Consider the following 18872-nt stretch of genomic DNA (forward strand, 5'->3'; position numbering starts at 1 on the left):
GATCTACACCGCGCTGTCCGTCATCCTCATCCTGCCGCTGTCGGTGGCCTTCGGCCTGATGGTCTACCAGCATGACATGGCCGGCGGCACGGCTCTGCGGACGGTGCTGTTCTCCACCTACATGGTGCCGATGATCGCGGTGGCGCTTGTTTGGTCGAAGCTCTATTCGCCGAGCGAAGGACCGTTCAACCAGATGCTCGGCCTGGTCGGCATCGGCCCGCAGCCCTGGCTGTCGTCGCCGCGCTCGGCGCTGATCTCCATCGTCTTCCTCAATGTCTGGCAGCAGGTCGGCTACTTCACCGTGCTGGCGATCGCCGGCCTGACGCAAATTCCCGGCAGCCTCTACGAGGCGGCCAAGCTCGATGGCGCCAACCGCTTCGAGCAGTTCCGCTTCATCACCCTGCCGCTGCTGCGACGCACGCTCCTGTTCAGCGCCGTCATCGCCATCATCAATGCCGTGCAGGTCTTCGAGCCCGTGGCGCTGATCACGCAAGGCGGGCCGGTCGGCTCGACCAATGTCCTGACCTATCACATCCGCCGCGTCGGCATCGAGCGCGCGCAGGGCGGACTGGGTTCGGCCATGGCGGTGATGCTGATGCTGTCGCTGATCGTCGTGGTTTGCGCGCTGTTCGCAATTGCCAACCGGAAGGACGACGAATGAGCGCGCGCGACCTGTCGGGACCCTTAAGCCGGCTGCCGCGCAAACGCCCCTCCGGCCGCAAGGCGCTGCTGGCGACGCTGATGCTGCTGGTTGCCGTGGCCTCGGCCTTCCCACTGATGTGGATGGTGCTTTCGAGCCTGAAAACCCCGGCCGAGAGCATGCAGGTGCCGCCAGTGTGGATACCGCATACGCCGAGCTTCGACGCCTATGAGAAGGTTTCGGGCGTGGTCAATGTCGGCCGCTCGATGTGGAACTCGCTGGTCATCGCCTCGATCACCACCGCCGGCATCCTGATCACCAGCATGATGGCCGGCTATGCCTTCGCCAAATACCGCTTCCCTGCCCGCTCGCTTTTGTTCTCGGTGCTGATTGCCACCATGTTCCTGCCGCCGATCGTGACGCTGATCCCGCTCTACCGCCTGGTGGGCTCGATGGGGCTGAACGCCAGCCTTGCCGGCATCATCGTTCCCAACCTCGCCAATGCCTTCGGCATCTTCCTGATGCGCCAGTTCATATCAGGCGTGCCGGACGATCTGATCGACGCCGCGCGCATGGACGGCGCGTCGGAATTGCTGATCCTCTACAAGATCGTAGCGCCCAGCGTCGCGCCGGCGATCGCCGCACTTGCGCTGTTTGCCTTCGTCTATCACTGGAACAGCTATCTGTGGCCGCTGACCGTGCTGCAGGGCAATGCCGACGCCTATCCGATCGTCATCAGCCTCAGCCGGCTCTTGAGCTACAACCGGGGTGCTATGAATACCGGATTGGTGATGGCCGGCGCAACGCTGGCCGTGCTGCCGCCGCTCGTCCTCTTCGCCTTCCTGCAGCGCTTCTTCGTCGATTCCATCGTCGGCTCGGCGATCAAGGGATAGCCGCCCTCAATGGGGCAGACCGACATAGTTCTCGGCGAGCGCCGTCGCTGCCGCGCGCGAATGCACGAGATAGTCGAGTTCCGCCTCCTGGATGCGCTGGCCGAATTCGCCGGTGTCTGGAAAGCGGTGCAGCATGGTCGTCATCCACCAGGAAAAGCGCACCGCTTTCCAAACCCGCGCCAATGCCTTGCCGGAATAAGCGTCGAGACCTGCTTGAGATTTGGCCTCATAGAACTCACGAAACCCGTCGAAGAGATAGCGCACATCGCTGGCGGCGAGGTTAAGGCCCTTGGCACCGGTCGGCGGCACGATGTGGGCGGCGTCGCCGACCAGGAAAAGCCGGCCAAAGCGCATCGGCTCGGCAACGAAGGAGCGCAGCGGCGCGATCGATTTCTCGAAGGATGGCCCTGTCGTGACGCCCGCCGCCGTCCGCTCCGGCAAGCGGCGGCGCAACTCATCCCAGAAGCGGTCGTCGGACCAGTCCTCGACGCGATCGTCCTGTGGGCACTGTACATAGTAGCGGCTGCGGTGTGGCGAGCGCATCGAGCACAGCGCAAAACCCCGCTCGTGATTGGCATAGATCAGTTCATGATCGGCCGGCGGCACTTCGGCCAGCACGCCGAGCCAGCCAAACGGATACTGCCGCTCGAAGGTTTTCAGCGCGCGCTCCGGCACCGATTTGCGGCTGACACCGTGATAGCCGTCGCATCCGGCAATGAAGTCGCAGTCGATGCGGTGCGCCACGCCATGCCTGGTATAGGTGACGAAAGGCGCTGCGCCGTCGAAATCGTGCGGCGCGACATCAGCGGCCTCATAGACAGTGACAAGCCCCGCCGCCTCGCGCTTGTCCATCAGATCATGCGTCACTTCGGTCTGGCCGTAGACGGTGACATGCTTGCCGCCGGTGAGCGCCGCGAGATCGATGCGGTGCAGGCGCTCGTCGAAAGCCAGCGAGATGCCGGAATGCGGCAAGCCTTCGGCATGCAGCCGCGCGGCAGCACCGGCCTCCCCGAGCAGATCGACGGTACCCTGTTCGAGCACGCCGGCGCGCACGCGGCCAAGCACATGGTCGCGGCTCGAGCGTTCCAGAATGATGGTCTCGACGCCGACGCCGGCGAGAAGCTGCCCGAGCAGCAAGCCCGAGGGTCCCGAGCCGATGATGACGACCTGGGTGCGCATCAGTGGCCGAGACTTTCGATCTGCCCGGCCAGGCCGGCGGCAAGGCGCAGCGATGCGGCGGTTGCGACCACCATCTGCGGGAGCAGCAGCCATTCCAGCGTCCAGGCCGCGCCCGAGCGTTCCTGCTCATGGACCAGCGCCTGATGCATGCCCGAAAGCTGCGTTGCGTTGAAGTGGGCGAGCGCCACCAGCGCCTCGGCCTTCACCGGGTTCTGCTTGTGCGGCATGGCCGACGAGCCGCCCCCACCCGACAGCGCGATGTCGGTGCCACCCTGCGCCATCAGCGCGATGTCCTGGCCGAACTTGCCGAGGCTGCCGGTCAGCAGCGACAGCCAGCCGGCAAAATCGGCGAGCGCGTCGCGCTGGCTATGCCATTGCGGCGCATCGGCAAGACCAAGTCTTTCGGCAAGCGCCGCACGCACCACCGGCCCCTTGTCGCCAAACTTTTCCAGCGTGCCGGCGGCTCCGCCGAATTGCACCACCAGCAGGCGCCTGGACTGTTCCGATAGCCTTTCCTGATGCCGCTGCAGTGGCGCGCGCCACGCTGCGACACGGTCCGCCATTCTGATAGGGATCGCCTTCTGCATGCGCGTCACGCCTGTCAGCGTCCTGTCCCCGAAACGCTCCTCGAGTGAGGCGAGGCGCAAAACGGTCTCGGTCAGGAGCAAGCCGAGATGCTCGACGACGGATTTCAGCCGAAGCACAAGACCGGTATCGACGACATCCTGGCTTGTGGCACCGAAATGCACTTTGTCGCCATGCGGTTCGCCGACCGCCGTCCTGAGCTGGCGCACCAATTCCGGCACGATGACGCCGTCCTTGGCGGCAGCGGCCCGCAGCAACGCCGTGTCCAGCCGGAATGAGGCGAGTGCCACCGTGATCGCCGACGCAGCGTCCTGGGTGATGATCCCGCTTTCAGCCTCGGCTTGCGCCAGCGCGCGCTCGAAGGCCAACATCGCCTCGATTTCCGCCTCCACGGAAAAATGCCTGGCCGCCTCCATGTCGCCGAGAAGCGCGGAGAGCAGCGGATGGTCGAAGGGCGATACAGTCATGTCAGGGGTCGCCTAGCTGTCGAAGAAGACCGTTTCCTTCTCCCCCTGGAGATGGACGTCGAAGATATAGGTATCGCCTTGGCGCGCGGCGATCAGGGTGGGCACGCGAACGCGGTGCTCGATGCGCGCCAGGATCGGATCCCCGGCATTGGCTTCTTCCTCGTCGGAGAAGTAAAGCCGCGTATGCAGGCCGATATTGATGCCGCGCGCGACGATCCACAATGTGATGTGCGGCGCCATCAGGCGGCCATCCCGGAACGGCACCCGGCCCGGCTTGACCGTCTCGAATGCGCAGAGCCCGGTTTCCATGTCGGTCGGGCAACGGCCCCAGCCGGAAAAGTTCGGATCGGCGGCACCGCGCAATTCTGCGGGCGAATTGTAGAGCCCCTCCGCGTCCGCCTGCCAGATCTCGATCAGCGCATCCTTGAGCGGCGTGCCGGTGCCGTCGAGAACCCGGATGTGAAGTTTGATGCGCTCGCCTTTGGTCTTGTCGTTGACCATGGCTGCACCGAGATCGCTGGGGTAGACATCGCCGATACCACAGAAATTGGGCGTCAGCCCGATATGGACGTAGGGTCCCGCGGTCTGCGATGGGCTTTCCCTGAGCCGGTCGAGCGACTGGGCCATCAATTGCCCTCCAATCGGTTTTCGAACAGCGATGAGCGCCGCCCGCGCAGCACGATGTCGAACTTGTAGGCGAGCGCATCCATCGGAATGGTCGCCTGCGTGTCGAGAACAGCCGTCAGCGCCTCTATGGCCGCCTTGTCGGCGATGCCGCGCACGATCGGGCATTTCCAGATCAGCGGGTCGCCCTCGAAATACATCTGCGTGATCAGCCGCTGCGCGAAACCATGGCCGAAGACCGAGAAATGGATATGCGCCGGACGCCAGTCGTTGGGACCGTTCGGCCAAGGATACGGTCCGGGCTTGACGGTGCGAAAGGCGTAGCCGCCATCCTCACCCGACAAGGTGCGGCCACAACCGCCGAAATTCGGGTCGAGCGGCGCCAGGTAACCATCCTTCTTGTGGCGGTAACGGCCGCCGGCATTGGCCTGCCAGAACTCCAGCAGCACGCCGGGAACGCCAACGCCGCGTTCGTCGATCACCCTGCCATGGACGATGATGCGCTCGCCGATGGCGCTCTCTCCCGGCCTTGCGAAATTGTGGATCAGGTCGTTGTCCAGTTCGCCGAGCATGGCATGACCGAAGACCGGACCCGATATCTCCGACAGCGTGTTGTCGAAGGACAGCAGCGCCTTCCGCGGCGAGCGCAATACCGAGCTCTTGTAGCCCGGCGTCAGCGCAGGCGGGTGCCATGTCCGGTCGCGCTGGAAGAAAGCGCCGGTCTCGGGCACCCGGTTCGAGCCGGACTCAGGCATTCTTGGCTCTATCCATTTCCGAAAACACGTCCTTGGCAATTCTGAAGGCCCGGTTGGCAGCAGGCACGCCGGCATAGATGGCGACATGCAGGAACGCTTCGCAGATATCGTCGCGTGTGGCGCCGGTGTTGGCGGTTGCGCGCAGATGCAAGGCGACCTCTTCATCATGGCCAAGCGCCGCCAGCAGCGCCAGGGTGACGATCGAGCGCTCGCGTTTGCTGAAGCCCGGCCGCGACCACACCGTTCCCCAGGCGGCCTCGGTGATCAGTTCCTGAAACGGTTGATCGAAATCGGTGGCGCCGACCTCGGCCCGGTCGACATGGCGGTCGCCGAGCACCGACCGTCGGACGGCGAGACCCTTCCGATATCTGGCTGTGTTGCCGGGGACTTCATCCATGGGTTTCTGCTCCAGGGGCAAGCGATGCGATAAAACCGCGGATCAGCGCGACCAGCGCCTCCGGCTGTTCGATGCAGGGAATATGTCCGGCATTGCGGATGATCTCGAAACGCGCGCCCGGGATCAGATCGGCCAGAGAGCGGACAAGATCTGGAGGCGTCGAACCGTCCCGATCGCCGGCGATGCAGAGCGTCGGCACGGCAATGCACCGCGCGCTCTCGGTGAAGTCGGCGTCGCGGACAGCCTTGCATGTCCCGATATAGCCGGGCAGCGCCTGCCTGGTCAGCATGTTGCGGCAACCGGCAAGGTCGGCGGCGCGGGCGGCATGGAAATCCGGCGTGAACCACACTTTCATCACGCCGTCGGCGATCGCATCGATGCCGAAGCGCTCCACGGCCGCAATGCGGCTGTTCCAGCTTTCGGCGGTGCCGATCTTGTGGGCGGTGTCGCTGAGGATCAGGCCCTCGACACGTTCCGGATGGCGGGCATGGAAGCCCTGCGCGATCATGCCGCCGACCGACAGACCGAACAGCACGATCTTGTCGAAACCGAAATGGTCGACGAGGGCGCAGAGATCGTCGACATGGTCATCAATCGAACGGACGCCGTTGCCATTGTCGGAAAGGCCGTGACCGCGCTTGTCGTAGACGAGCAGAGGCATCTCACCGGCCAGAAGCGTAACGACCTCGTCCCATATCCGCAGATCGGTGCCGAGCGAATTGATGAACACGACCGGGGGCGTCCTGCCTTTCGCCTCGACATATCGGTGGTGCAGCGTGATGCCGCCAATGGTGACGAATGGCACGGGTCCGATCCTCCATCTCCACATTGCACGCTGCGTTTGGTTCGGTAAAATGATATTTTGCGCCATTTCATTAACTCAAGGGTTATCAAATTCATGCCCGACAGCCGCATCCGGTTCCGTCATCTGCAAGCATTCCTGGAAGTCGCAAGGCAGGGCAGCGTGGCCCGTGCCGCAGACTTCCTGCATGTCAGCGCGCCGGCGGTGACCAAGACCCTGCGCGAACTGGAGGAGGCGCTGGGTGTGGCCGTCGTCGAGCGTGACGGGCGCGGCATTCGCGTCACAAGGCTTGGCGAAATCTTCCTGGACCATGCCGGCTCGGCGATATCGGCGTTGAGGCGCGGCATCGATTCCGTTCGCCAGGACGGCGCCGTCAACCGCCACCCGATCCGCATCGGCGCGCTGCCGACAGTATCGGCGAAGGTCATGCCGCAAGCCATGAGCCTGTTCCTCAGGGAAAACACCGGGGCGGCGATCAAGATCGTCACCGGCGAGAACGCCGTGCTGCTTGAACAATTGCGCATCGGCGCGCTCGATCTCGTTGTCGGACGGCTGGCGGCGCCCGAAAACATGACCGGCTTCTTCTTCGAGCACCTCTACTCCGAACAGGTGCTGTTCGTGGTGCGGGCCGGGCATCCGTTGCTGGAACCGGGAGCCGACATCTTCGCGAGGCTCGACGAATTCCCGGTGCTCATGCCAACTCGGGAATCCGTCATCCGCCCCTTCGTCGATCGCCTGTTCATCACCAATGGCATGACCGCGCCGGCGATGGAAATCGAGACGGTTTCGGACTCCTTCGGCCGCTCCTTCATGCGGCAGAGCAACGCGGTGTGGATCATCTCGGCCGGCGTGGTCGCCAACGAGCTCGCAAGCCGCGCCTTCGTCGCGCTGCCGGTCGACACGGACGAAACCAAAGGACCGGTCGGCCTGACGATGCGCACCGACACCGCCCCCTCGCCCGCCTTCATGATCCTGCTGCAAACCATTCGCGAGGCGGCACGGCCTGATGCCTGAGCTCCAAGACGGTTCGAACCGAGCTCGGCTGCGGCGCGGTCTCCTAACCCAGGGGTTAATAAAACACCGCAAAATATCATTTTACTGAACCAAACCGCAGGTGCACTGTACCGACCGAGGAGCACAGAGGGAGGAACCGCATGACCCATTCCATTGGCAGCAGGCCCATCATTCGTGGCGTGTCGCGGCGCCAGTTCATCGCCACCTCGATCGCCGGTGGCGCGGCACTCGCGCTTGGCGGCAAGAGAGCCTTCGCCCAGGCAGGCGGCACGCTCAAGGTCGGCTTCGTCAGTCCGCGCACCGGGCCGCTGGCAGGCTTCGGCCAAACCGACGGCTATGTGCTCGATCTGGCCCGCAAGGCACTGGCCGGCGGCCTTGAGATCGGCGGCAAGAAATACAGCGTCGAGATCCTCGACCAGGACACGCAGTCCGATCCGTCACGGGCCGGCCAGCTCGCCAAGGATTTGATCAACAACCAGGCCATCGACCTGATGCTGGCGGTATCGACGCCCGAGGTGATCAATCCAGTGGCCGACGCCTGCGAAGCCGCCGGCGTGCCGTGTCTGTCGACAGTCATGCCGTGGGAAGCCTGGTATTTCGGCCGCGGCGCCAAACCCGGCGCGCCCTCGCCATTCAAATGGACCTATCATTTCGGCTTCGGCGTCGGCGAGTTCTTCAAGACCTACATCTCGCAATGGAACCTGATCGAGACCAACAAGAAGGTCGGCGTCATGTATCCCAACGACGCCGACGGCAACGCCATCCGCGCCAATCTCGCGCCGCTGCTGGCCAAGCAGGGTTTCACCATCGTCGATCCCGGCGCCTACGAAACCGGCACCACCGACTATTCCTCGCAGATCGCGCTGTTCAAGCAGGAAGGCGTCGAGATATTCAACTCCTTCCCGATCCCGCCGGATTTCGCCGCCTTCTGGCGCCAGGCGGCGCAGCAGGGCCTGATCAGGCAGATCAAGATCGCCCAGGTCGCAAAGACCGGCCTGTTCCCATCGGATATCGAGGCGCTCGGCGACCTCGGCGCGAAGATTTCGAGCGCCGCCTACTGGCACAAGGCCTTCCCCTACAAATCGCCGCTGACAGGCGTTTCGGGCACCGAGTTGGCCGACGGCTATGAGGCGGCAAGCGGCAAGCAGTGGACACAGCAACTCGGCGCCTCGATGTCTCTGCTCGATGCCGGCTTCGAGGCCTTGAAGGCGAGCGCCGACGCCAAGGACAAGGCGGCGGTGGCGAAGGCGCTGAGCACGCTCAAGACCGAAACCATGATTGGCAAGGTCGACTTCACCAGCGGACCCGTGGCCAATGTCTCGCCCGGGCCGATCATCGGCACGCAGTGGGTCGCCGCCAAGGAAGGAGCCAAGTTCCCGCTCGATTATGTGGTGACCGAGAACGCCACCGATCCGAAGGTTCCGGTCGGCGCCAAGCTTCTTCCTTACAACGGCTGATGGACCGCTGACGAGGATAGCCCTGGTGACCCATCCGCAACAACAGGCGTTCCTCACTGCCACTGGGATCCACAAGCGCTTCGGCGCGCTTGTGGTGCTGGACGCCGTCGATTTCACCATGGCAGCCGACGAAGCCGTCGGCATTGTCGGCCCGAATGGCGCCGGCAAGACCACGCTGCTCAGCGTGCTTGCTGGCGCCTTTCCGCCCAGTTCGGGCTCGGTCAGCTTCAAGGGCGGTGATGTGACGGCGCTGCCGGCGACACGGCGTTGCCGGCTGGGTCTGGTGCGTACGCACCAGGTGCCGAAACCGTTCAGCGGCATGACCACCTTCGAAAATGTCTTCGTCGCCGCGTCGCATGGCGCCGGGCTCGGCCGCGACGAAGCCTATGAGGAGGCACTCGGTTCGCTGAAACTTTGCGGCATGCTGGGTGTTGCCAACCGGCGAGCCGAGACGCTTGGCCTGCTCGACCGCAAGCGACTGGAACTGGCGCGGGCGCTGGCGGCCAGGCCGGCGCTTTTGCTGCTGGACGAGATCGGCGGCGGCCTGACCGATGCAGAAGCGGGCGAGCTCGTCGACACGATCAAGGAGTTGCGCCGACGCAAGATCGGCATCGTCTGGATCGAGCACATCGTGCACATCCTGCTGCAGGTGGCCGAGCGGCTGATCTGCATGGACGCGGGAAAGATCATCGCCGACGGCGATCCGCAAGCAGTGATGGCCGATCCGCGGGTGGTCCACGCCTATCTCGGCGGAGGCCCGAAATGAGCCTGCTGTCGGTCGAGAATCTTGTCGTCCGGCACGGCCTGCTGCAGGCGGTGCGCGGCGTCAGCTTCAACGTCGAACGCGGCGAGACGCTGGCGCTGGTCGGCGCCAACGGCGCCGGCAAGACGACGCTGCTGCGGGCGATTGCCGGCGCGCACCCGCCGGCCGCCGGGCGTGTGCTGCTGGATGGTGCCGATCTTGCCGGCGTGCCGTCGCACAGGCGCGTCGGCATGGGCATCGCACTGGTACCGGAGGGGCGAAAACTGTTCGTGCAGATGACGGTCGAGGAGAACCTGCTGCTCGGCAGGACCGCTCGCCGGCCGGGCGACTGGAGCGTCGACAGAGTGCTGGAGATGTTCCCAAACCTGAAGCCGCGCCGCCATGCCCGGACGGGCCATCTTTCAGGCGGCGAGCAGCAGGCGACCGCGATCGGCCGGGCACTGATGAGCAATCCGGACGTGCTGCTGCTCGACGAGGTTTCGCTCGGCCTGTCGCCGGCAATCGTCGACCGCGTCTATGCGGCGCTTCAGGGCCTGATCGCTTCCGGCACGACGATCATCCTGGTCGAACAGGATCTCAACCGCGCGCTTGCGGTCTCCGACAGGGTCATCTGCATGCTCGAAGGGCGTGTCGCGCTCGAAGGACCAAGCAAGGAGGTTTCGCGCGACGAGGTGACAAAAGCCTATTTCGGCCTGCATCGGAAAAGCGGGAACGTTCCGGCATGAGCAACCAGATCATCCAGGGCATTCTGCTCGGCGGCTATTACGCGCTGATCGCCTGCGGCCTGTCCTTCATGTTTTCGGTGATGCGCATCATCAACCTCGCCCATGGCAGCCTCGCCGTGTTCGCCGCCTTTGCGCTGTGGCTGCTCGCCTCGCGGTTCCATGTCCCGCCATTCCTGGGCCTGCTCATCGTGCTGCCATTGATGGCGGCGATCGGCTGGGCGCTGCAGCGCTTCCTGCTCGAGCGCAGCGCGCGCGGCGGCGCGCTGCTGCCGATCCTGACCACGTTCGGCCTCGCCATCGTCATCGACAACATGCTGTTCGAGCAGTTCGGCGCCGACACGCGTTCGCTGGCGCCCTATATCGGCAGCCTCTCCTACGATTCATGGGAATGGCCGGGCGGCATCTATGTCGGCAAGCTCGCCGTGATCATGTTCGCCACCGCCGTGATCCTGCTTGGCGGACTGCAATTGTTCCTGACCCGCACAAGGCTTGGCCGCTCGATCCGCGCCACGTCGGAGGATCCCGACACCGCCGGCCTGGTCGGCGTCGACGCGCGCCGCGCCAATGCCATTGCCGCGGCCATCGCCATGGTCACGGTCGGCCTTGCCGGCGCCTTCCTCGGCATGCGCGCCACCTTCGATCCCTATGCCGGCGCACCGCAATTGCTGTTTGCTTTCGAAGCCGCGGTGATCGGCGGCGCCGGTTCGCTGTGGGGGACGCTGATCGGCGGCATCGTGCTGGCGCTTGCCCAGACGCTCGGCGCTCAAGTGCATCCGCAAGGCTTTCTCATCGGTGGTCACGCCGTCTTCCTCGTCGTCCTGTTCGTGCGGCTTTCCACCTCGGGCCTGGGCCTGCGCGGCCTGTTGCGCTTGCCCTCCCGGAGCGCGCCATGAGCGCCTCCGCCCCCATGCCAGTCATCGAGCGCGGCACCGCGACGTCGCGGATCGCCGCGATCGCGACCGCCCTCATCATCGCGCTGCTCGCGATCGCGCCGCGGGTCCTGTCGGCCGGCGCGGTCGACCGGATGACCGCGCTGTTCATCTATGTGATCCTGGCGGCGATGTGGAACGCGCTGGCCGGCTTCGGCGGACTGGTCTCGGTCGGACAGCAGGTGTTCTTCGGGCTCGGCGCCTATTTCGCCATCCGGCTGGCCGATGCCGGCCTCAACCCTTTCGCCGCGCTTTTCGTTTCAGCCATGGCCGTCGGCGCGGTTTCGTGGCCGCTGTCGCTGTTCATGCTGCGGCTCAGGAACGGTGAGTTCGCCATCGGCATGTGGGTGATCGCGGCGCTGACGCATCTCCTGATCAATCTCGACCGGCTGGTGCAGGGCGAAACCGGCACCTCGCTGATCTCGCTCAATGTCTACGACGCCGGCCCCAGGCGGGTGACCATCTACTGGCTGGCTCTGGCATCGATGACGGCGCTGCTCGCGGTCCTGTTCGGCTTGCTGCGCGGCAGCACGGGTGCCGCGATCCGCGCCATCCGGGACAATGAGGATGCCGCCGCTTCGGTCGGCGTGCGCGTCACCGGCACAAAGCGGCTGCTGTTTGTGCTTGCCGCCTTCGGGATCGGCATTGCAGGTGCGCTGTGGCTGGCAACATCCATTACTTTCCAGCCGAAGACCTACTTCAACGTGCAGTGGACCGCCTACATGATCTTCATGGTGCTGGTCGGCGGCATCGGCACCTTCGAGGGCGCCATCTTGGGCGCGCTGGTGTTCTTCCTCATCGAGACATGGTTCGGCGGCACCGGCGTCTGGTACCTCGTCGGCCTTGGCGCCACGGCGGTGCTGTTCTCGCTGTTCCTGCCGCGCGGCCTGTGGGGGACGATCGAGGAACGCTTTGGCCTGCGCCTGCTGCCGGTCGGCTACCGCGTCAGGCTTACGGGAAATCCTGCAGCTTTAGCCGGGGATGGCGCTTCATCCCCGCCGCGCCAAACCATACAGCATCAGGAGAGGGCATGACCATGCTTTTCGGCAAGACCATCCTCATCACCGGCGTCGCCTCCGGCATCGGCGCGCGCACGGCGGAACTCGCCGGCCAGTTCGGCGCGGATGTGATCGGCGTCGATGTGCGCGAGCCGGCCGCATCGGTCGGCAGCTTCGTCAAGGCCGACATCTCGTCGAAGGCGGGCGTCGACGATCTCATCGCGCGCCTGCCGCAACGCATCGATGCGCTTTGCAATGTCGCAGGCCTCTCCGGTAACACTGGCGCGGTGTCGACGCTGGCCGTGAACTTCTTCGGGCTGCGTGCACTTTCGGAAGGCCTCGCGCCCAGGCTTCGCGAAGGTGGCGCGATCGTCAACGTCGCCTCGATCGCCGGCTATGGCTGGCGCGCCAATCTCAATCGCGCCGCTTCGATGGTCGGCATCGAAGGCTTTCCCGACGTCGCCAAGGTGGTCGCTGATCACGCAGTCAGGAACGAGGAAGGCTATCCCGTCTCAAAGGAACTGCTGCTGCTGTGGACCTTCCGCGCGGCGCATCAGGATCTGTTCAAACGCCGTGGCATCCGCGTCAATGCCGTGAGCCCAGGGCCGGTCGAGACGCCGATCCTGAAACAGTTCCGCACCGTGCTTGGCGACGCCCGCGTCGACAGCGACATTGCCAGGGTCGGTCGCGCCGGAACATCGGGCGATATCGCGCCCGTCGTGCTGTTCCTGTGCTCGGATGGCGCACGCTGGATCAATGGCGCCAACGTGCCCGTTGATGGCGGCCTCGAGGCATCGATCAATGCCGAAATGTTTGGCTTCTAACACCCAATTTGTAAGGCTCCATCGAGAGCGAGGGAAAGAACAATGGATATCGGACTTCTGATCGACGGCGACGAAAGGGCGGCAACAGGCTCGGCTTCCTACGAGCGCCTGGATCCCTTCACCGGCAGACTGGCGACGCGCGCCGCCGCGGCTAGTGTCTCTGATGCCGACGCAGCCGTCGAAGCCGCTGCGGCCGCCTTCCCGGCATGGTCGAAGACCGGCCCCGGGGAGCGCCGCGCCTTGCTGTCAAAAGCGGCGGATGTGATGGCGGCCAAGGTCGGCGAATTTACCAAGCTCATGATGGAAGAGACCGGCGCGACAGGTCCCTGGGCTGGCTTCAACGTCATGTTGGCCGCCAACATGCTGCGCGAGGCAGCCGCCATGACGACGCAGATCTCCGGCGAGATCATCCCCTCCGACAAGCCCGGCACTTTAGCCATGGCAATCCGCCAACCCGCGGGTGTGTGCCTCGGAATCGCGCCATGGAACGCGCCGGTCATCCTCGGCACACGCGCCGTGGCGATGCCGATCGCCTGCGGCAATACGGTGGTGCTGAAGGCCTCCGAACTATGTCCCGGTACGCACCGGCTGATCGGCCAGGTCCTGGTTGAGGCTGGGCTGCCGAAGGGCGTCATCAATGTGGTCACCAACGATCCTAAGGACGCCGCCGCCATCGTCGAGACACTGGTCGCGCACCCGGCCGTCCGGCGCGTGAACTTCACCGGCTCGACAAAGGTCGGCCGCATCATCGCGGAACTCGCCGGACGGCACCTCAAGCCGGCGCTGCTCGAGCTTGGCGGCAAGGCGCCGCTGATCGTGCTCGACGATGCCGACATCGATGCCGCGGTCAATGCCGCGGCCTTCGGCGCTTTCATGCATCAGGGCCAGATCTGCATGTCGACCGAACGGCTGATCGTCGACGAAAAGATCGCCGACGAGTTCGTGGCCAAGCTTGCCGCCCGCGCTTCGAAACTGCCGGCCGGCGATCCGCGCGGCAATGTCGTCCTGGGCTCCCTGATCAGCAGCCAGGCGGCCGACAAAATGGAGGAACTGGTCGCCGACGCGCTCGCCAAGGATGCCTCCCTGGCGGCGGGCGGCAAGCGTAGCGGAACTGTCGTGGAAGCGACGCTCCTTGATCATGTCACCGCGTCAATGCGCGTCTATGCGGAAGAATCCTTTGGGCCGGTCAAGCCAGTCATCCGCGTCAAAGGCGAGGACGAAGCGGTGCGCGTTGCCAACGATACCGAATACGGCCTGTCGTCGGCGGTCTTCAGCCGCGATATAAGGCGCGCCATGGCGGTCGCCGCCCGCCTCCAGGCCGGCATCTGCCATATCAATGGCCCAACCGTTGGCGACGAAGCGCAGATGCCGTTCGGCGGCGTTAAGGGCTCCGGCTATGGCCGTTTCGGCGGCAAGGCCTCGATCGCCGAATTCACCGACCTGCGTTGGGTAACGATCGAGGATCCGGGCCAGCATTATCCGTTCTGACCCTGCCTCGCTTTGAGCTACCGAGCGTCAAACAGCCATTGAGGGCGTGAAGCGAACGCTGGCGGATTGCTTCTGGCCGGGCGCCAGCACGATGCGGCCGGTCTCCTCGCCGCCAGGCCGGTTGAAGGCATCGGTGATGTTGCTGACCGGCTCGGCGCAAAAATACGGCTCGCCGGGCGGCGTATAGAGGACCAGGAAATCGAGCGGCGCCTCTGCCTCGATGTCCAGTTGGCGTCCCTGCTCCGGCCAGGAGATCCGGGCGCGGCGCGTCCATCCGGTGAAGACCGTATTGAAGTCCACCTCCGACACATCAAAGCCAGTGGATGGATCGGCCCCCGCCGGCGGCGGGACGTGGCGCGTTGGCAAGACCTCCGCATCCGTCTCCCACATGCCGGACACCGGCGCCTGGATGTGCGTCCACGGCGTCGACGGGAAATAGGGATGGAGGCCGAAGCCGAGCGGCATCGGTGCATCCGACAGATTGCGCACCGCGACGGTCACGCAAAGCCTGCCATCGGTCAGCGCGATTTCCTGCTCGGCCTCATAGCTCCAAGGCCAGGAATCGGCGGTGTGGCGATAGCGCAAGACAACCGCACCAGCTTCGTGCCGCGCGACCGTCCATGGCCTGCGCCAGCCATGGCCATGCTCATAATGCGGATCGTCAGGGGCCGTCGGCAGCTCAACGATGCGTCCAGCGAATTCGAAGCGGCCGCTTCTTATGCGGTTGGAGTAGGGAACGAGCGGAAAGCAGGCCATGGCGCCCGCATCGCGGCGACCGATCGCCGTCGGATCCGCCGGGCGTAGCCAATCCACCGCAGCGCCATTTCGCCACCAGCGATACGACGCCAGCGCGCCGCCGGCGGTCGGAGCAATCTCTGCCGTCGCCAGGGCGTCGCTGATCGAGACCAGCTCCGTGTGCCGTCCGGTGGAATTCTTTGCCATCGCCACTCCCCTCCCTTGACTCCCGCTGCGACCTCTTTAAAACATATCATATGAATAGTATGAAGAATAGAAAATCTTTCAGCACGGCCCGCACGTCAAGGGTCGCGGTAGCGGTTTCCAGCGGCTCCACCGCCCTGCACGCAACGGTCGTCGAGCAGATTGGGCTGCGCATCGTGCAGGGTGACTTTCTGCCTGGCGAGGCCCTGCCCAATGCCGACGATTCCAGCGAGATGCTGGGCGTCAGCCGCACGGTATTGCGTGAGGCGATCAAGGTGCTGGCCGGCAAGGGGCTGGTCGAATCGCGGCCAAAGACCGGCACTCGCGTGCGTCCCCGCTCCGACTGGAACTTCCTCGATCCCGACGTTCTGTCGTGGCGCTATTCCGGCGGCGTCAGCACCGAGGACGTTCGCGCCCTGTTCGAGCTGCGCCGCGCCATCGAGCCGATGTCGGCAGCACTCGCCGCCCAGCGCGCAACCCCGGCGCAGATCGCCGAAATCCGCGCCGCGCTGGCCGAGATGGAAGCGGTGAGCGACGACGGCGACCGCTTCGCCAAGCCAGACCTGGTGTTCCACCAGACCATTCTGCGCATGACCGGCAATGAACTGATCGGCTCGCTGGCGGCGCTGGTCGAAACCGCTCTGGTGATGAGCTTTCGGCTCTCCAACGACAATCCGGAAGGGCAGCGCCATTCCTTGCCGCTGCATCGCGAGGTGGCCGAGAAGATCGCCGCCGGTGACGCGCTCGGCGCGCAAAAGGCACTGCTGGTGCTCATCGACAATGCCGAGGACGACGTGCGCCGCAGCGTCGAGAACCGCAACAAACGCCGCAACGACCGGGGCCAGCAATCGTGACCGAGACCAAACGCAAACTGCGGTCCGAAGCCTGGTTCGGCGGCGAAGGCAAGAACGCCTTCATGCACCGCAGCTGGATGAAGAACCAGGGCATACCCGCCGATGCCTTTGACGGCCGCCCGGTGATCGGCATCTGCAACACCTGGTCGGAACTGACCCCCTGTAATGCCCACCTGCGGGCGCTCGCCGATCACGTCAAGCGCGGCGTCTATGAAGCCGGCGGCCTGCCGCTGGAGTTTCCGGTGATGTCGCTGGGCGAGAGCAATATGCGCCCCACCGCCATGCTGTTCCGCAACCTGGTCAGCATGGATGTCGAGGAATCCATCCGCGGCAATCCGATCGACGGCGTGATCCTGCTCGTCGGCTGCGACAAGACCACGCCGGCGCTGCTGATGGGGGCCGCCTCGTGCAACCTGCCGACCATCGCGGTCTCCGGCGGGCCGATGCTCAACGGCAAGTTCCGTGGGCAGGATATCGGCTCGGGCACCCATGTCTGGAAATTCGCCGAGGACGTGAAGGCCGGCCGCATGAAGGTCGCCGACTTCCTCGCCGCCGAGCAGGGCCAGAGCCGGTCGGCGGGCAGCTGCATGACGATGGGCACGGCGTCAACCATGGCCAGCATGGTGGAGGCGCTCGGCATCGGCATGCCGGACAATGCCGCGATACCGGCGGTGGATTCGCGCCGTGGGGTGCTTGCCCAGTTGGCCGGGCGCCAGATCGTCGACCTTGTCCACCGCGACATGACGATTTCGCAGATCCTCACCAGGCAAGCTTTCGAGAATGCCATCCGCGTCAACGGCGCCATCGGCGGATCGACCAATGCGGTTCTGCACCTGATCGCCATCGCCAACCGGGTCGGTGTCGATCTCGGCCTCGAGGATTGGGATCGCCTTGGACGCGACGTTCCGACCATTGTCGACCTGATGCCGTCGGGTCGGTTCCTGATGGAAGATTTCTACTATGCCGGGGGGCTGGCTGCGGTCATGGCGTCGCTTGATGAAGTGGGGCTTCTTCATCGCGACGCCATGACCGTCAGCGACAAGACGATCGGCGAATTGATCGATGGCGCCCCCAACTACAATAGCGAAGTCATCCGCCCGCTGAGTGAGCCGCTGACCAAGGAAGGCGGCATCTCGATCCTGCGCGGCAATCTGGCGCCCAATGGGGCGGTCATCAAGCCGTCGGCGGCAACGCCCGAACTGATGCAGCATCGCGGCAAGGCGGTCGTCTTCGAAAACATCGAACATTACTACGCCCGCATCGACGATCCGGATCTGGATATCGACGCCTCATCGGTGATGGTGCTGAAGAACTGCGGACCGCGTGGTTATCCCGGAATGGCCGAGGTCGGCAACATGCCGCTGCCGGCCAAGCTGCTCAAGCAGGGCGTCTCCGACATGGTGCGCATCTCGGACGCGCGCATGAGCGGCACCGCCTACGGCACCGTGGTTCTGCACGTAGCGCCCGAAGCCGCGGCAGGTGGCGTACTGGCGCTAGTGCGCGACGGCGATCTAATCGAGCTCGATGTCGCCGGCCGCCGGCTGGAGCTCTTGGTATCGGAGGAGGAACTGGCGATCCGCCGTCGCGACTGGAAGCCGCCGGCGCCGCCCCAAGGTGGCTACCAGAGCCTCTATGTCGAGCGCGTGCTGCAGGCCGACAAGGGCTGCGACTTCGACTTCCTCGTCGGTCGGCGTGACGCCGGCATCCCCCGGCATTCCCACTAGAGAGGCACGCTATGACGGATCAGATCGGCGGCTACGCGACCTACCCCAGCCTCAGGGACCGCAGCGTGTTCATAACCGGCGGAGGCAGCGGCATCGGCGAAAGCCTGGTGCGCCATTTCTGCGCGCAAGGCAGCCGCGTCGCCTTCGTTGACCTGGCGGAAGAGCCTTCACGGCGCCTGGTCGAGGCGATCGCGGCCGAGGGGCATGCCGCGCCGCTGTTCATTGCCTGCGACCTGCGCAACGTCGAGGAGCTGCAGGCAGCCACGGCGCAGGCGGCACAGCACAACGGCCCGATCCAGGCCTTGTGCAACAATGCCGGCAATGACGACCGCCACCAGACCAAGGACGTGACACCAGCCTATTGGGACGACCGCATGGCGGTCAATCTGCGCCACCAGTTCTTCGCGGCCCAGGCGGTGAGGCCGCAGATGAGCGCGCAGGGTGGTGGCTCGATCATCAATTTCGGCTCCATCACCTGGATGGTCGGCGATCCCGATTGCCCGGCCTATGTCACCGCGAAAGCCGCGGTCTACGGCATGACGCGGGCGCTGGCCCGCGAACTCGGCCCCGAGCGCATTCGCGTCAACTGCATGGTGCCCGGCTGGGTGATGACCGAGCGCCAGATGCGCCTGTGGCTGAACCCGGCCGGTGAGCGCCAAATCGCGGAAAGGCAGTGCCTGCCCGACCGGGTGCAACCCTCGGATATCGCGCGCATGGCGCTGTTCCTCGCCGCCGACGACAGCCGCATGTGCACCAGCCAGCAGTTCATCGTCGACGCGGGCTGGGTGTGACCCGGACAGCCCCGAAAGAGGAAG

At 65.0% G+C, this 18872-nt stretch carries 20 protein-coding genes; 13 read left to right on the forward strand and 7 right to left on the reverse strand.

The window, feature by feature from the left end; genetic code table 11:
• Together FJ930_RS09100 and FJ930_RS09105 are read left to right on the forward strand one after the other, a co-directional pair.
• Positions 1-661: sugar ABC transporter permease (locus tag FJ930_RS09100; RefSeq protein WP_141836930.1), on the forward strand; the 661-nt coding region annotated here is incomplete at its 5' end.
• On the forward strand, positions 658-1533 hold the full coding sequence (locus tag FJ930_RS09105) for a carbohydrate ABC transporter permease (protein WP_141836932.1): 876 nt from the start codon (positions 658-660) through the stop codon (positions 1531-1533). The genes FJ930_RS09100 and FJ930_RS09105, both read left to right, overlap by 4 nt.
• A gap of 6 nt (positions 1534-1539) precedes the next feature.
• Here the strand turns inward: FJ930_RS09105 and pobA are convergent, their stop codons facing one another.
• Genes pobA through pcaD form a run of 6 tightly spaced genes read right to left on the reverse strand, consistent with a single transcriptional unit; the run spans position 1540 to position 6345 of the window.
• A complete protein-coding gene (gene pobA, locus FJ930_RS09110; protein WP_141836934.1) occupies positions 1540-2712 on the reverse strand; it encodes a 4-hydroxybenzoate 3-monooxygenase in 1173 nt (390 codons plus the stop codon).
• On the reverse strand, positions 2712-3764 hold the full coding sequence (locus FJ930_RS09115) for a 3-carboxy-cis,cis-muconate cycloisomerase (RefSeq protein ID WP_141836936.1): 1053 nt from the start codon (positions 3762-3764) through the stop codon (positions 2712-2714). The genes pobA and FJ930_RS09115 overlap by 1 nt, the downstream gene beginning before the upstream one ends.
• 12 nt (positions 3765-3776) lie before the next feature.
• Positions 3777-4391, reverse strand: a complete 615-nt coding sequence (gene pcaG / locus FJ930_RS09120; RefSeq protein ID WP_141836938.1) for a protocatechuate 3,4-dioxygenase subunit alpha — start codon at positions 4389-4391, stop codon at positions 3777-3779.
• Positions 4391-5143, reverse strand: a complete 753-nt coding sequence (gene pcaH, locus FJ930_RS09125; protein ID WP_141836940.1) for a protocatechuate 3,4-dioxygenase subunit beta — start codon at positions 5141-5143, stop codon at positions 4391-4393. Before pcaH ends, pcaG begins: the two co-directional genes overlap by 1 nt.
• Complete coding sequence (pcaC, locus tag FJ930_RS09130) at positions 5136-5540, reverse strand: 4-carboxymuconolactone decarboxylase (protein WP_141836942.1); 405 nt, start codon at positions 5538-5540, stop codon at positions 5136-5138. The genes pcaH and pcaC overlap by 8 nt, the downstream gene beginning before the upstream one ends.
• Positions 5533-6345: a 3-oxoadipate enol-lactonase gene (gene pcaD / locus FJ930_RS09135; RefSeq protein ID WP_141836944.1), complete on the reverse strand. Its 813-nt coding sequence runs from the start codon at positions 6343-6345 to the stop codon at positions 5533-5535. The genes pcaC and pcaD overlap by 8 nt, the downstream gene beginning before the upstream one ends.
• A gap of 93 nt (positions 6346-6438) precedes the next feature.
• Between pcaD and pcaQ the strand changes: the two genes are divergently transcribed.
• The 8 genes from pcaQ to FJ930_RS09175 all read left to right on the forward strand — a co-directional run bounded on the left by pcaQ (position 6439) and on the right by FJ930_RS09175 (position 14540).
• On the forward strand, positions 6439-7356 hold the full coding sequence (pcaQ, locus tag FJ930_RS09140) for a pca operon transcription factor PcaQ (RefSeq protein ID WP_140743591.1): 918 nt from the start codon (positions 6439-6441) through the stop codon (positions 7354-7356).
• A 140-nt stretch (positions 7357-7496) separates the two neighbouring features.
• Entirely contained in the window at positions 7497-8813 is a 1317-nt protein-coding gene (locus FJ930_RS09145; RefSeq protein WP_141836946.1) for an ABC transporter substrate-binding protein, read from the forward strand.
• 22 nt (positions 8814-8835) lie between these two features.
• Positions 8836-9579, forward strand: a complete 744-nt coding sequence (locus FJ930_RS09150; protein WP_141836948.1) for an ATP-binding cassette domain-containing protein — start codon at positions 8836-8838, stop codon at positions 9577-9579.
• Positions 9576-10301 carry an ABC transporter ATP-binding protein gene (locus FJ930_RS09155; RefSeq protein WP_141836950.1) on the forward strand — a complete coding sequence of 242 codons (726 nt, stop codon included), beginning with the start codon at positions 9576-9578 and terminating at the stop codon, positions 10299-10301. The genes FJ930_RS09150 and FJ930_RS09155 overlap by 4 nt, the downstream gene beginning before the upstream one ends.
• Positions 10298-11194: a branched-chain amino acid ABC transporter permease gene (locus tag FJ930_RS09160; RefSeq protein ID WP_141836952.1), complete on the forward strand. Its 897-nt coding sequence runs from the start codon at positions 10298-10300 to the stop codon at positions 11192-11194. The genes FJ930_RS09155 and FJ930_RS09160 overlap by 4 nt, the downstream gene beginning before the upstream one ends.
• Positions 11191-12264, forward strand: coding sequence for a branched-chain amino acid ABC transporter permease (locus tag FJ930_RS09165; RefSeq protein WP_141836954.1), 1074 nt, complete (start codon positions 11191-11193; stop codon positions 12262-12264). Before FJ930_RS09160 ends, FJ930_RS09165 begins: the two co-directional genes overlap by 4 nt.
• Before the next feature lie 2 nt (positions 12265-12266).
• Positions 12267-13052, forward strand: a complete 786-nt coding sequence (locus tag FJ930_RS09170; protein ID WP_141837286.1) for a coniferyl-alcohol dehydrogenase — start codon at positions 12267-12269, stop codon at positions 13050-13052.
• Between the two features lie 42 nt (positions 13053-13094).
• The gene (locus tag FJ930_RS09175) at positions 13095-14540 is read left to right on the forward strand and encodes an aldehyde dehydrogenase (RefSeq protein WP_141836956.1); all 1446 of its coding nucleotides are present in this window, start codon (positions 13095-13097) and stop codon (positions 14538-14540) included.
• 27 nt (positions 14541-14567) lie between these two features.
• On the opposite strand, the gene FJ930_RS09180 is transcribed toward FJ930_RS09175, so the two are convergent.
• Positions 14568-15482 (reverse strand): aldose 1-epimerase, encoded by a 915-nt coding sequence (locus tag FJ930_RS09180; protein ID WP_141836958.1) that lies wholly within the window; start codon positions 15480-15482, stop codon positions 14568-14570.
• A 59-nt stretch (positions 15483-15541) separates the two neighbouring features.
• On the opposite strand from FJ930_RS09180, the gene FJ930_RS09185 reads away from it, so the two are divergent.
• Genes FJ930_RS09185 through FJ930_RS09195 form a run of 3 tightly spaced genes read left to right on the forward strand, consistent with a single transcriptional unit; the run spans position 15542 to position 18848 of the window.
• Positions 15542-16333: a FadR/GntR family transcriptional regulator gene (locus FJ930_RS09185; protein WP_141836959.1), complete on the forward strand. Its 792-nt coding sequence runs from the start codon at positions 15542-15544 to the stop codon at positions 16331-16333.
• Positions 16330-18057 (forward strand): IlvD/Edd family dehydratase, encoded by a 1728-nt coding sequence (locus tag FJ930_RS09190; protein WP_141836961.1) that lies wholly within the window; start codon positions 16330-16332, stop codon positions 18055-18057. The genes FJ930_RS09185 and FJ930_RS09190 overlap by 4 nt, the downstream gene beginning before the upstream one ends.
• Before the next feature lie 11 nt (positions 18058-18068).
• Entirely contained in the window at positions 18069-18848 is a 780-nt protein-coding gene (locus FJ930_RS09195; RefSeq protein ID WP_141836963.1) for an SDR family oxidoreductase, read from the forward strand.
• Positions 18849-18872: the final 24 nt, after the last annotated feature.

Source organism: Mesorhizobium sp. B2-4-15 (assembly GCF_006658505.1).
GTDB lineage: Bacteria > Pseudomonadota > Alphaproteobacteria > Rhizobiales > Rhizobiaceae > Mesorhizobium.

Bases quoted from the DNA above. Each gene is read 5' to 3' on its own strand.
- FJ930_RS09170 (WP_141837286.1), top strand. From the start codon at position 12,267: ATGCTTTTCGGCAAGACCATCCTCATCACCGGCGTCGCCTCCGGCATC.
- FJ930_RS09185 (WP_141836959.1), top strand. From the start codon at position 15,542: ATGAAGAATAGAAAATCTTTCAGCACGGCCCGCACGTCAAGGGTCGCG.
- FJ930_RS09175 (WP_141836956.1), top strand. From the start codon at position 13,095: ATGGATATCGGACTTCTGATCGACGGCGACGAAAGGGCGGCAACAGGC.
- FJ930_RS09145 (WP_141836946.1), top strand. From the start codon at position 7,497: ATGACCCATTCCATTGGCAGCAGGCCCATCATTCGTGGCGTGTCGCGG.
- pcaG (WP_141836938.1), bottom strand. From the start codon at position 4,391: ATGGCCCAGTCGCTCGACCGGCTCAGGGAAAGCCCATCGCAGACCGCG.
- pobA (WP_141836934.1), bottom strand. From the start codon at position 2,712: ATGCGCACCCAGGTCGTCATCATCGGCTCGGGACCCTCGGGCTTGCTG.
- pcaQ (WP_140743591.1), top strand. From the start codon at position 6,439: ATGCCCGACAGCCGCATCCGGTTCCGTCATCTGCAAGCATTCCTGGAA.
- pcaH (WP_141836940.1), bottom strand. From the start codon at position 5,143: ATGCCTGAGTCCGGCTCGAACCGGGTGCCCGAGACCGGCGCTTTCTTC.
- FJ930_RS09115 (WP_141836936.1), bottom strand. From the start codon at position 3,764: ATGACTGTATCGCCCTTCGACCATCCGCTGCTCTCCGCGCTTCTCGGC.
- FJ930_RS09180 (WP_141836958.1), bottom strand. From the start codon at position 15,482: ATGGCAAAGAATTCCACCGGACGGCACACGGAGCTGGTCTCGATCAGC.
- FJ930_RS09105 (WP_141836932.1), top strand. From the start codon at position 658: ATGAGCGCGCGCGACCTGTCGGGACCCTTAAGCCGGCTGCCGCGCAAA.
- FJ930_RS09195 (WP_141836963.1), top strand. From the start codon at position 18,069: ATGACGGATCAGATCGGCGGCTACGCGACCTACCCCAGCCTCAGGGAC.
- FJ930_RS09165 (WP_141836954.1), top strand. From the start codon at position 11,191: ATGAGCGCCTCCGCCCCCATGCCAGTCATCGAGCGCGGCACCGCGACG.
- FJ930_RS09160 (WP_141836952.1), top strand. From the start codon at position 10,298: ATGAGCAACCAGATCATCCAGGGCATTCTGCTCGGCGGCTATTACGCG.
- pcaC (WP_141836942.1), bottom strand. From the start codon at position 5,540: ATGGATGAAGTCCCCGGCAACACAGCCAGATATCGGAAGGGTCTCGCC.
- FJ930_RS09155 (WP_141836950.1), top strand. From the start codon at position 9,576: ATGAGCCTGCTGTCGGTCGAGAATCTTGTCGTCCGGCACGGCCTGCTG.